The organism is Aeromonas sp. BIGb0445, from assembly GCF_024809075.1.
Classification (GTDB): Bacteria; Pseudomonadota; Gammaproteobacteria; order Enterobacterales; family Aeromonadaceae; genus Aeromonas; species Aeromonas rivuli.
This window is the reverse complement of sequence record NZ_JANUES010000008.1, coordinates 130633-142851: the sequence shown is the minus strand read 5'-3', so window position 1 is coordinate 142851 and position 12219 is coordinate 130633. Positions and strand designations below refer to the sequence as shown.

Genomic DNA, 12219 nt, shown 5'->3' with positions numbered 1-12219 from the left:
TTCTACTCAACCGCCTTCTCGAGTCAAGCCTTATTTGGTAAGGCTTTTTCGAGGCACCGACCGGCTTGTTTGCGTTGCCGCTTGCCCTGTCGATGGAGGCGCATTATAGGGAGTTTAAATGCGCTGGCAAGAGGTTAATTACAAAAATATGGCTTTCGTCGCTCGTTCGCTCATAAAGCCAACAACCTGTGTGTAAAGCAGTCGAAATCAGCTTATGGCTGGCACAGAAACGGCGAAATCGTGCAGATTGTCATAGACAGCATCGGCCAATGCCATGCCTGCATCGGTGATCGGCTTGCCGGTACGCACCATCACTTTATGGCCAACCTTGGCATTAGCCGCAGCGCTCAGGTCGGAAGGCTTGTCACCCACCATATAAGAACGACTCATATCAATGCCAAGCTCTTGCTGCGCCAGCAGCAACATGCCAGGGGCAGGTTTACGGCAATCACAGGGCGCACCGTGATCCGGGTGATGGGGGCAGAAGTAGATGCCATCCAGATCCACACCCCGATCGGCCAGTGACCAATCCATCCACTCGGTGAGATTCATGAAATCATCTTCACTGAAGTAACCACGCGCGATACCCGACTGATTGGTGACCACGATCAGCTGATAGCCTTTTTGCTTCAGCAGTTGCATGGCGTCAATCACGCCAGGCAGAAAATGGAAGTCGTCGACCTGGCTGACATAACCGGTGTCTTCGTTGATGACACCGTCGCGATCCAAAAAGATGGCAGCTTTGCTCACTCGTCATTACCTCTTGTTATAGGGAACTCTCAGGATGGCATGAGCCAAACGTAAAAAGGGTGGCCTAAGCCACCCTTTTAGTGCGTATTGCAGGGATCGATTAAGCGATCACGCTTGCAACAACACCAGCACCTACGGTACGGCCACCTTCACGGATAGCGAAACGCAGACCGTCGTCCATCGCGATCGGCGCGATCAGGGTAACAACCATTTTGATGTTGTCGCCTGGCATTACCATTTCAACGCCTTCCGGCAGTTCGATGGTACCGGTCACGTCGGTAGTACGGAAGTAGAACTGAGGACGGTAGCCTTTGAAGAACGGGGTATGACGACCACCTTCTTCTTTGGACAGTACGTACACTTCAGATTCAAACTTGGTGTGCGGCTTGATAGAACCCGGCTTGGCCAGTACTTGACCACGCTCTACGTCTTCACGCTTAACACCACGCAGCAGGGCGCCAACGTTCTCACCGGCACGACCTTCGTCCAGCAGTTTGCGGAACATTTCAACACCGGTACAGGTAGTGGTCACGGTATCTTTGATACCGACGATTTCTACAGACTCACCGACTTTAACGATGCCGCGCTCAACACGACCGGTTACTACGGTACCACGGCCAGCGATGGAGAAGACGTCTTCGATAGGCATCAGGAACGGCAGGTCAATGGCGCGCTCCGGCTCCGGGATATAGGTATCCAGGTGGCCAGCCAGCTCGATGATCTTCTCTTCCCAAGCAGCGTCGCCTTCCAGCGCTTTCAGCGCGGAGCCACGAACTACCGGCAGGTCATCACCCGGGAAGTCGTACTCGGTCAGCAGTTCGCGAACTTCCATCTCGACCAGCTCAAGCAGCTCTTCGTCGTCAACCATGTCGCACTTGTTCATGAACACGATCATGTACGGGATACCAACCTGGCGACCCAGCAGGATGTGCTCACGAGTCTGCGGCATCGGGCCGTCAGTCGCTGCAACAACCAGGATTGCGCCATCCATCTGGGCAGCACCGGTGATCATGTTTTTAACGTAGTCGGCGTGACCCGGGCAATCTACGTGCGCGTAGTGACGGGCAGCAGTGTCATATTCTACGTGGGAGGTGTTGATGGTGATACCACGCTCACGCTCTTCCGGGGCCTTGTCGATCTGGTCGAAGGCGAAGGCTTTACCACCGAAGTGCTTGGCCAGCACGTTGGTGATGGCGGCGGTCAGGGTGGTTTTACCGTGGTCAACGTGGCCGATGGTGCCGACGTTTACGTGCGGTTTGTTACGTTCAAATTTTTCTTTAGACACGACGTAGTCCTTCTAGGTTAAACCCGCCTACCGTCGTAGGCGGGGAATCTTAAATTACTTGGATTTGCGCTCTTCGATCACTGCCTGAGCCACGTTGTTCGGGGCGTCGGAGTACTTAGCGAATTCCATTGCGTAGGAAGCACGACCTTGGGTAGCGGAACGCAGCGCGGTCGCATAACCGAACATCTCGGCCAGCGGCACCAGAGCACGTACGATCTTGCCGGACGGGCCGTCTTCCATACCTTCGATCAGGCCACGACGACGGTTCAAGTCACCGATAACGTCGCCCATGTAATCTTCCGGAGTCTCAACTTCGACCTGCATGACAGGTTCCAGCAGAACCGGCTTGGCTTTCATGTAGCCAGCTTTGAAGGCCAGGGAAGCCGCGATCTTGAACGCCAGCTCGGAAGAGTCGACATCGTGGTAAGATCCGTAATGCAGACGCACACCGATATCCATGACTGGATAGCCTGCCAGCGGGCCGGATTTGAGCTGCTCGCGCAGACCCTTATCAACACCTGGGATGTATTCACCAGGGATCACGCCACCTTTGATATCGTTAACGAATTCATAGGTTTTGCCAGCTTCCAGCGGGTACATGTCGATGATGACGTGACCATACTGACCACGACCACCAGACTGCTTGGCGTGCTTACCTTCGATATCCTTGACGGTTTCACGAATGGTTTCACGGTAGGCAACCTGCGGTTTACCAACGTTCGCTTCAACCTTGAACTCGCGACGCATACGGTCAACGATGATGTCCAGGTGCAGCTCACCCATACCGGCGATGATGGTTTGGCCAGATTCTTCGTCAGTCCATACACGGAAAGACGGATCTTCCTGCGCCAGACGGCCGAGTGCCAGACCCATCTTCTCTTGGTCAGCCTTGGTTTTAGGCTCAACCGCGATGGAGATTACCGGCTCCGGGAATTCCATACGCTCGAGGATGATCGGGGATTTTTCGTCACACAGGGTGTCACCAGTGGTCACGTCTTTCAGACCGATGGCAGCAGCGATATCGCCTGCGCGAACTTCTTTGATCTCTTCACGCTTGTTGGCATGCATCTGAACGATACGGCCAAAACGCTCACGCTTCTCTTTGACGGAGTTCATCACGGAGTCGCCGGAGTTAACCACACCGGAGTAAACGCGGAAGAAGGTCAGGTTGCCCACGAACGGATCGGTAGCAATCTTGAATGCCAGTGCAGCAAACGGCTCGTCATCAGACGCATGACGCTCGTCTTTAGTCACGCCATCCAGCTTCAGGCCATCGATAGCAGCAACGTCGGTCGGTGCCGGCAGGTAGTCAACAACGGCATCCAGCATGGCCTGTACGCCCTTGTTCTTGAAGGCGGAGCCACAGGTAACCAGGATGATTTCGTTGTTCAGAACGCGCAGACGCAGAGCAGTCTTGATCTCTTCCTCGGTCAGCTCTTCGCCGCCCAAGTATTTTTCCATCAGCTCTTCAGAGGCTTCAGCGGCAGCTTCAACCAGGTTCAGACGCATTTCTTGCGCCTGCTCCAGCAGCTCAGCAGGGATCTCTTCGTAATCGAAGGATACGCCCTGATCTGCTTCGCTCCAGTTGATGGCTTTCATCTTGACCAGGTCGATAACGCCCTTGAAGTTCTCTTCTGAACCGATGTTCAGTTGCAGAGGAACAGGAACGCCTTTCAGACGGGTTCTGATGTGCTCAACGCAGCGCAAGTAGTTGGCACCGGTACGGTCCATCTTGTTGACGAACGCGATACGGGGAACCTTGTACTTGTTAGCCTGACGCCATACGGTTTCAGACTGTGGCTGTACGCCACCTACGGCACAGTACACCATCACGGCGCCATCCAAGACACGCATTGAACGCTCTACTTCGATAGTAAAGTCAACGTGGCCTGGGGTATCGATGATGTTGATACGGTGCGGTTGATACTGTTTGCCCATGCCGGACCAGAATGCGGTGGTCGCAGCAGAGGTGATAGTGATTCCACGCTCTTGCTCTTGTTCCATCCAGTCCATGGTGGCGGCGCCATCATGCACTTCGCCGATCTTATGGCTAACACCGGTGTAGAACAGTACGCGTTCGGTAGTAGTAGTCTTACCGGCGTCGATGTGAGCGGAGATACCGATATTACGGTAGCGCTCAATGGGGGTTGTACGAGCCATTGTCATCCTCTTACTAAGGAGCTTGTCCCTAGATAATTGAAGGTGCGCAGGATCTTTAGCAGACCCTGCGCAAGCGGATTACCAGCGGAAGTGAGCGAAGGCTTTGTTCGCTTCAGCCATACGGTGAACGTCTTCACGTTTCTTGACAGACGAACCCTTATTGTCAGCGGCATCCAGCAGCTCGCCAGCCAGGCGCTGAGCCATTGATTTTTCACCACGTTTACGAGCGGCATCAACCAACCAACGCATTGCCAGGGCATTGCGACGTACCGGGCGAACTTCTACCGGCACTTGATAGGTTGCACCACCGACACGACGAGATTTAACCTCGACGGACGGACGAATGTTGTCCAGGGCTTCTTCGAATACAGCCAGGTGATCTTTGCCGGATTTGGTGGCAATGATGTCCAGAGCACCGTAAACGATGGCTTCGGAAACAGATTTCTTACCGTCAACCATTACTACGTTGACAAATTTAGCCAGCAGCTCTGATCCGAACTTGGGATCTGGCAGGATTTTACGCTGACCAACAACACGACGTCTTGGCATTTCAAATTCTCCGTAACTTCAGGGGTTACCCAAAACTAGAAAGTTATCTAACTAGAAACGAATTAACGTTTGGCCTTACTTAACGGAGAACCATTAAGCTTTCGGACGCTTCACGCCATACTTGGAGCGAGATTGCTTACGGTCTTTAACACCGGCACAGTCCAACGCACCACGAACGGTGTGATAACGAACACCTGGCAAATCCTTGACACGACCGCCACGGATCAGAACAACGGAGTGTTCCTGCAGGTTGTGACCTTCACCGCCGATATAGGAGGTGACTTCGAAGCCGTTGGTCAGACGAACACGGCACACTTTACGCAGTGCAGAGTTAGGCTTCTTGGGGGTGGTGGTGTATACACGAGTGCACACGCCACGCTTCTGAGGGCACGCTTCCAGCGCAGGCACGTTGCTTTTTTCAACGAGCTTAGTGCGTGGCTTGCGAACCAACTGGTTAATAGTTGCCATCAAAAGGCTCCTGATAATGACTTCATAAACATGTGAAAAATCCTCCCCGCAGATACGGGGACGCGAAATTTTATGCCCTGTCGCTGAGGGAGTCAAGATTTATACAATCCGTGCCGTAAAAGGACACAGACCCTGACAGCGATGTAGAGCCAAACCACTGAGTTATAACAATTAATGTTGACGTTAGCATGACCAGGAATGTGGCGAACCTTCAGCCTCAATCAGCGCTACCAACCCCGTCATGGTCAGGGATAACCCGGATCCCTCCCCCAAACCGCGGGCCTGCAGATCCTCATTCATCACATAGAGCCGTTCCTCGGCCAATTTGGCCTGCCAGAGCGGGCTGACGGCTGCTACCACCGCATCTTGCATCAGCACCAGGGCATCACCCTGATTTCGGTATCGCAACGCCTGCTCCAGATCCTGGGTCAGGAAGGGCGAGCTCATTATCAAATGGATCATAACCCCTCTCAGAAGCTCAGATGAATGGCATAACTGGCCCAAAGCCGGGTCAGTTCAGCCCTGGGCAGACAACGGGCCTCGATGATGAGGTCGTCTGGCTGCAGGCCGCGCTCAGAGAGCGAGTCAGCGCAGACATAGAGCTCCTCCACATCATAGAGCTCCAGCAGCTTGAAGGTCGGGGCGTAATGGCGCTGCAGTATGGCCTGCGGCTGTTGATCCTGGACCAGCTGCAAGACCCCGTCCTCGATGAGAAACAGGGCGAGTGACTCAGTCAGGGCAGAGCTGGCCAGCAGGGCATCGAGCCCTTCTCTGCCCGCCGCCGAGCCATGGGGCCCCCGCCTGCCGATAAAGGCAATCTTGTTCATACCCCTCCTAAAATTGCACGAAGCGATCCGCAGTCAAGGCCGCTTCCGCCAGTTGCCCGAGACCACTCAGACAGAAGGGTTCGCCCAGATTGAAGTGCGCCTTGCCCACCTCGGAGGCCTGGACCTCGTCCAGTACGCCACGGCGCATGGCCGCCGCCACACAGACATCGATACGGATCCCCTGCTCAACGGCCAGCTCGGCCCATAAACGCACCAGGTCTGTCTCATCGGACGCGGGGGCATGAAGTTGATTGCCGTTGCTCACCCCCTCTTGATAGAAGAACAGGTGAGAGAGGCGATGTCCCTCCGCCAGCAGGGCGCGAGCGAAGCGGTAAGCGGTGCTGGCCGATTGGCTGCCATAGGCAGGCCCCGTCACCAACAGGGCAAAACTCAGACTCATAGCCAGATCCCCAAGAGGTAGCCCATCGCAGAGCCACAGACAAAAAAGCCCCTCCGGGAGGGGCTCATCACAGCGATGCCGGATCAGATATGGGCGATCGCTTCCACTTCAACCAACACATCTTTCGGCAGGCGGGCCACCTCAACGCAGGATCGCGCGGGTGCCGAGTCGCCGAAGTAACGGGCATAGACCTGATTGAAGGCCACGAAGTTGTTCATGTCGCTCAGGAAACAGGTGGTCTTCAGCACCTTGCTGGGATCGGAACCCGCCGCCTTCAGCACGGCAACCAGGTTCTTCATCACCTGCTCGGCCTGCGCTTCGACACCCCCACTGACGATCTCCATGGTGCTCGGATCGAGCGGGATCTGGCCAGAGGTGAACACCAGCTCACCCAACTTGGTGCCCTGCACATAAGGGCCAATCGCGGCGGGAGCCTGTTCGGTTGCGATTACTTCTTTAGCCATTCATCTGTCCTCTTCTATGGCGCTCACTCGCTCTCATCTTCACCCTGCTTGCGCTGGCGGATGTAAAGATAGACGGTGTGTTTGGAAATATTAAGTTTGTCGGCGACCAGATTGATCGAATCCTTGATATCGAATATGCCCTTCTCGAACAGCTGGGTCACGATAAAACGATTCTTGGCATTGTTGGCCACGGTCGGATCGCGATTGATCTCGTCGATGGTGTTATCCACCGTCTGGGCGACCAGCTCCTCAACGCTGTTGGCGAAGGTCTCTGGCGACTGGCGCTCGACCTGCTGTGGGGTCGGGAAGAACTCGGCCACAAACTCATGAAAAGGCGCATTGATGTGCAAGTTGATACAGATAAGACCGATCACCTGCTTGTCGCTGTTGCGAATGGCAATGGTGATCGACTTCATCAGCGCACCGGTACGACTGCGGGCGAAGTAGCTTTGTGTGTACTCCTGACCAGCATTCTCTATGTCCTTGAGCATACGCAGGGCCAGATCGGTGATCGGCGCCCCCTCGTTGCGACCCGTGTTGAAACCATTCGCTATCTTGATCACCGACTCGTGCAGATTCTCCAGGGAGTGAAGTACCACCTCACAGTGCTTGCCGAACAACTCGGCCAAGCCCTCGATCAGCCCCTCATAGGAGCGCAACAATTCCCTGTCTTCGTCTGTAAAAGTGCGGCTGACCAGCTGTTCCTCGGGAAGCATTACATCCTCGATACCGACAGTCATCTTTTACCCCTGTAATCACGTTAACTGATCCGAGTTTTCAATTGCGCACTGGCAATGTCAACTTTTTTTGATTTTTTGCTCTATAACCTTGCACTGGATCATCCCCTGCCCCAGCCCGGTGCAGCCTGGGTCAATGTACCAACAACAAAAAGGGCTCCCTGAAGGAGCCCTTTTTAATCACTGCAGCTGAAGATTACTCTTCGTCAAAACTGCCGGATGCATTAAGCAGATCCGCCAGGTTTTGCTGAGCTTCATCGGCTGTCACCTGCGGTACACCGACAGCACGAGCTGCGGCGGCACGCTGGTTGATCCGGCTGTGGTGGTAGGCAAAGCCAGTACCGGCCGGGATCAGACGACCCACGATGACGTTCTCTTTCAGGCCACGCAGTTCATCACGCTTGCCGCCAACGGCCGCTTCGGTCAGAACACGGGTGGTTTCCTGGAAGGAAGCCGCGGAGATGAAGGACTCGGTGCTCAAGGATGCCTTGGTAATACCCATCAGAATATGACGGAAGGTGGCCGGGATCTTACCCTCGGCAACCAGCTTACGGTTGGCAATCTTGACGCGGGCCACTTCAACCTGCTCGCCTTCGATCAGGTCAGTGTCGCCAGCGCTCAGGATCTCGCACTTACGCAGCATCTGACGAACGATGACTTCGATGTGCTTGTCGTTGATCTTAACGCCTTGCAGACGGTAAACGTCCTGCACTTCGTTGGCGATATAGTTGGCGACCGGGCTGATACCGCGCAGACGCAGGATATCGTGAGCAGACTCAGGACCGTCCGCCAGCACTTCACCCTTCTCAACTTTTTCACCTTCGAACACGTTCAGGTGACGCCACTTCGGAATCATCTCCTCGTAGACATCGCCACCATCGGTCGGGGTGATGACCAGACGGCGTTTGCCCTTGGTCTCTTTCCCGAAGGAGATGGTACCGGAGATCTCGGCCAGGATAGCCGGTTCCTTCGGAATACGTGCTTCGAACAGATCCGCAACGCGCGGCAGACCACCGGTGATGTCCTTGGTACCGCTGGATTCCTGCGGGATACGCGCAACCGCGTCACCCACACCCACGTTGGCACCATCTTCCAGGTTCACGATCGCCTTGCCCGGCAGGAAGTACTGGGCGGCAACATCGGTACCCGGGATCATGACATCTTTACCGTTCAGGTCGACCAGTTTAACGGTCGGACGCATCTCTTTACCGGCACTCGGACGCTCGTTGACATCCAGTACGACGATGGAAGAGAGACCGGTCAGCTCGTCGGTTTGACGGGTGATGGTTACGCCATCGATCATGTGTTCGAAGTCCAGGCGACCTGCTACTTCGGTGATGATCGGGTGGGTGTGCGGATCCCAATTGGCCACGGTTTCACCGGCAGTCACTGCCTGGCCATCTTTCACTTCCAGGACGGAACCGTAAGGCAGCTTGTGGCTTTCCTTGGTACGGCCCATCTCGTCCATGATGGTCAGTTCAGTAGAACGTGAGGTGATAACCAGCTTGTCGGCGCTGTTGAGAACGAACTTGGCGTTCTGCAGCTTGATGCTACCGGTGTTCTTGACCTGGATGCTGCTCTCGGCAGCAGCCCTGGATGCGGCACCACCGATGTGGAAGGTACGCATCGTCAGCTGGGTACCCGGTTCGCCGATGGACTGGGCGGCGATAACACCGACAGCCTCACCCTTGTTGACCAGGTGACCACGGGCCAGATCGCGACCGTAGCAGTGGGCACAGTTACCGAAGTCGGTCTCACAGGTGATGGCAGAACGTACCTTCACGCGGTCGACGGAGTTACGCTCCAGCAGATCACACAGATACTCGTCGAGCAGGGTATTGCGCGCGACCAGGATCTCGCCTTCAGTACCCGGCTTGATCACATCATCGGCAACCACACGACCCAACACGCGCTCACGCAGCGGTTCGACCACGTCGCCACCTTCGATCAGCGGAGTCATCCACAGACCTTCGATGGTGCCGCAATCGTCTTCGGTGATGACCATGTCTTGTGCCACGTCAACCAGACGACGAGTCAGGTAACCGGAGTTAGCCGTCTTCAGTGCGGTATCCGCCAGACCTTTACGAGCACCGTGAGTGGAGATGAAGTACTGGAGTACGTTCAGACCTTCACGGAAGTTCGCCACGATCGGCGTTTCGATGATGGAACCATCCGGCTTGGCCATCAGGCCACGCATACCGGCCAGCTGACGGATCTGGGCGGCGGAGCCCCGCGCACCAGAGTCGGCCATCATGAAGATGCTGTTGAACGACGCTTGCTCTTCTTCTTCACCCAGTGAGTTGACATCACGCTCCTTGGACAAGTTCTCCATCATGGCCTTGGAGACGCGCTCGTTGGCGCTGGCCCAGATATCGATAACCTTGTTGTAGCGCTCGCCCGCGGTCACCAGACCGGACAGGAACTGGTCCTGGATCTCGGCAACTTCGGCTTCGGCTGCGGCAATGATCTCTTTCTTGGCATCCGGGATGACCATGTCATCGATACCAACGGAAGCACCAGACAGGGCCGCATAATGGAAACCGGTATACATCAGCTGGTCAGCGAAGATGACGGTGTCCTTCAGGCCCTGCTTGCGATAGCAGGTGTTCAGCAGACGGGAGATGAGCTTTTTGCCCAGCGCCTTGTTGGATACGGATTTGATCCAGTTCTGCGGATTGGCATCCAGGTCAGCCTGCTCTGCAGCAGTCAGCACCTTCGGCTCATCGATCAGAGCATATTCCATGCCTTTTGGCAGGATCAGGCTCAGGATCGCACGACCAACTGTGGTGTTCTTCAGCTCGGTGTGCTCTACCAGCGAATCATCTGCCTGACGCAGGTATTCGGTGATGCGCACTTTGACACGGGCATGCAGATCGGCCAGACCGGCGCGATAGACCTTCTCGGCTTCTTTCGGGCCGGCCAGCACCATACCTTCGCCCTTGGCGTTGATACGGGCACGGGTCATGTAGTACAGACCCAAGACCACGTCCTGGGAAGGCACGATGATCGGCTCACCGGAGGCAGGCGACAGGATGTTGTTGGTAGACATCATCAGGGCGCGCGCTTCCAGCTGGGCTTCCAGGGTCAGCGGTACGTGGACCGCCATCTGGTCACCATCGAAGTCGGCGTTATAGGCGGCACAGACCAGCGGGTGCAGCTGGATGGCTTTACCTTCGACCAGGGTCGGTTCGAACGCCTGGATACCCAGACGGTGCAGAGTCGGTGCACGGTTCAGCAAGACCGGGTGTTCGCGGATCACTTCGTCCAGGATGTCCCAAACGACGGCTTCTTCGCGCTCCACCATCTTCTTGGCGGCCTTGATGGTGGTCGCCAGACCGCGGGTCTCGAGCTTGCCATAGATGAAGGGCTTGAACAGCTCCAGCGCCATCTTCTTCGGCAGGCCACACTGATGCAGGCGCAGGGTCGGGCCTACTGTGATAACGGAACGACCAGAGTAGTCGACACGTTTACCCAGCAAGTTCTGACGGAAACGACCTTGCTTACCCTTGATCATGTCGGCCAAGGATTTCAGCGGGCGCTTGTTGGAACCAGTGATGGCACGGCCACGACGGCCGTTATCCAGCAGGGCATCCACGGACTCTTGCAGCATGCGCTTTTCGTTGCGCACTATGATGTCCGGTGCCGCCAGGTCCAGCAGACGCTTCAAGCGGTTGTTACGGTTGATCACACGACGGTACAGATCGTTCAGATCTGAAGTCGCGAAACGACCGCCGTCCAGCGGTACCAGCGGACGCAGGTCCGGCGGCAGCACAGGCAGCACTGTCATGATCATCCACTCCGGCTTGTTGCCGGATTGCAGGAAGGCTTCCATCAGCTTCAGGCGTTTGGTGGTCTTCTTGCGTTTGGTCTCGGAGTTGGTCTGATCCAGCTCCTCGCGCATGGTTTTGACTTCGCCTTCCAGATCGATGGCACGCAGCAATGCAAGGATTGCCTCGGCACCCATCTTGGCGTCAAATTCGTCGCCCCACTCTTCCAGTGCGTCCAGATAGTTCTCTTCGGACAACATCTGGCTGCGCTCGAGGTTGGTCATGCCGGGTTCGATCACTACATAGGATTCGAAATACAGCACGCGCTCGATGTCACGCAGGGTCATGTCCAGCAGCAGACCGATACGGGACGGCAGGGACTTCAGGAACCAGATGTGGGCAGTCGGGCTGGCCAGCTCGATATGGCCCATGCGCTCACGACGGACCTTGGTCTGGGTCACTTCTACGCCGCACTTCTCGCAGATCACACCACGGTGTTTCAGGCGCTTGTACTTGCCGCACAGACACTCGTAGTCCTTCACCGGTCCGAAGATACGGGCACAGAACAGACCATCACGTTCCGGCTTGAAAGTCCGGTAGTTGATGGTCTCAGGCTTTTTGACTTCACCGAATGACCAGGAGCGGATCATGTCAGGAGAGGCCAGACCGATCTTAATACTGTCAAACTCTTCGGTCTTAGTCTGAGCCTTCAAAAACTTGAGTAAGTCTTTCACGTGTTTCCCCTGTCAGGAGTCTAACCTCGGCGCCCCTACTGCCAAAGCAGCGGGGCGCCCACGTCAATTCTCGAACAA

Annotated in this window: 11 protein-coding genes; all 11 read right to left on the bottom strand. The window is 55.8% G+C overall.

Going from position 1 to position 12219, the window contains the following annotated elements; translation table 11 throughout:
* Positions 1-207: 207 nt before the first annotated feature.
* Complete coding sequence (gene gmhB / locus M2367_RS15570) at positions 208-750, bottom strand: D-glycero-beta-D-manno-heptose 1,7-bisphosphate 7-phosphatase (RefSeq protein ID WP_259237195.1); 543 nt, start codon at positions 748-750, stop codon at positions 208-210.
* A 100-nt stretch (positions 751-850) separates the two neighbouring features.
* Complete coding sequence (gene tuf / locus M2367_RS15565; RefSeq protein WP_042644447.1) at positions 851-2035, bottom strand: elongation factor Tu; 1185 nt, start codon at positions 2033-2035, stop codon at positions 851-853.
* A gap of 54 nt (positions 2036-2089) precedes the next feature.
* Positions 2090-4195 carry an elongation factor G gene (fusA, locus tag M2367_RS15560; protein WP_042043649.1) on the bottom strand — a complete coding sequence of 702 codons (2106 nt, stop codon included), beginning with the start codon at positions 4193-4195 and terminating at the stop codon, positions 2090-2092.
* Between the two features lie 78 nt (positions 4196-4273).
* Positions 4274-4744, bottom strand: a complete 471-nt coding sequence (gene rpsG, locus M2367_RS15555; protein WP_005901834.1) for a 30S ribosomal protein S7 — start codon at positions 4742-4744, stop codon at positions 4274-4276.
* A gap of 93 nt (positions 4745-4837) precedes the next feature.
* On the bottom strand, positions 4838-5212 hold the full coding sequence (gene rpsL / locus M2367_RS15550) for a 30S ribosomal protein S12 (protein ID WP_005901832.1): 375 nt from the start codon (positions 5210-5212) through the stop codon (positions 4838-4840).
* Between the two features lie 183 nt (positions 5213-5395).
* Positions 5396-5674 carry a sulfurtransferase complex subunit TusB gene (gene tusB / locus M2367_RS15545; RefSeq protein ID WP_259237194.1) on the bottom strand — a complete coding sequence of 93 codons (279 nt, stop codon included), beginning with the start codon at positions 5672-5674 and terminating at the stop codon, positions 5396-5398.
* An 8-nt stretch (positions 5675-5682) separates the two neighbouring features.
* On the bottom strand, positions 5683-6039 hold the full coding sequence (gene tusC, locus M2367_RS15540) for a sulfurtransferase complex subunit TusC (RefSeq protein ID WP_224431770.1): 357 nt from the start codon (positions 6037-6039) through the stop codon (positions 5683-5685).
* 7 nt (positions 6040-6046) lie between these two features.
* Positions 6047-6439 carry a sulfurtransferase complex subunit TusD gene (gene tusD / locus M2367_RS15535; protein WP_259237193.1) on the bottom strand — a complete coding sequence of 131 codons (393 nt, stop codon included), beginning with the start codon at positions 6437-6439 and terminating at the stop codon, positions 6047-6049.
* A gap of 83 nt (positions 6440-6522) precedes the next feature.
* The gene (locus M2367_RS15530) at positions 6523-6903 is read right to left on the bottom strand and encodes a RidA family protein (RefSeq protein WP_042043656.1); all 381 of its coding nucleotides are present in this window, start codon (positions 6901-6903) and stop codon (positions 6523-6525) included.
* Between the two features lie 23 nt (positions 6904-6926).
* Positions 6927-7643, bottom strand: coding sequence for a transcriptional regulator (locus tag M2367_RS15525; RefSeq protein ID WP_040319155.1), 717 nt, complete (start codon positions 7641-7643; stop codon positions 6927-6929).
* A 193-nt stretch (positions 7644-7836) separates the two neighbouring features.
* Positions 7837-12141, bottom strand: a complete 4305-nt coding sequence (gene rpoC / locus M2367_RS15520; RefSeq protein ID WP_224431768.1) for a DNA-directed RNA polymerase subunit beta' — start codon at positions 12139-12141, stop codon at positions 7837-7839.
* Positions 12142-12219 lie beyond the last annotated feature (78 nt).

Coding starts and splice junctions, on each gene's coding strand:
- rpsL (WP_005901832.1), bottom strand. CDS start 5,212: ATGGCAACTATTAACCAGTTGGTTCGCAAGCCACGCACTAAGCTCGTT.
- tusC (WP_224431770.1), bottom strand. CDS start 6,039: ATGAACAAGATTGCCTTTATCGGCAGGCGGGGGCCCCATGGCTCGGCG.
- tusB (WP_259237194.1), bottom strand. CDS start 5,674: ATGATCCATTTGATAATGAGCTCGCCCTTCCTGACCCAGGATCTGGAG.
- rpsG (WP_005901834.1), bottom strand. CDS start 4,744: ATGCCAAGACGTCGTGTTGTTGGTCAGCGTAAAATCCTGCCAGATCCC.
- M2367_RS15525 (WP_040319155.1), bottom strand. CDS start 7,643: ATGACTGTCGGTATCGAGGATGTAATGCTTCCCGAGGAACAGCTGGTC.
- tusD (WP_259237193.1), bottom strand. CDS start 6,439: ATGAGTCTGAGTTTTGCCCTGTTGGTGACGGGGCCTGCCTATGGCAGC.
- fusA (WP_042043649.1), bottom strand. CDS start 4,195: ATGGCTCGTACAACCCCCATTGAGCGCTACCGTAATATCGGTATCTCC.
- M2367_RS15530 (WP_042043656.1), bottom strand. CDS start 6,903: ATGGCTAAAGAAGTAATCGCAACCGAACAGGCTCCCGCCGCGATTGGC.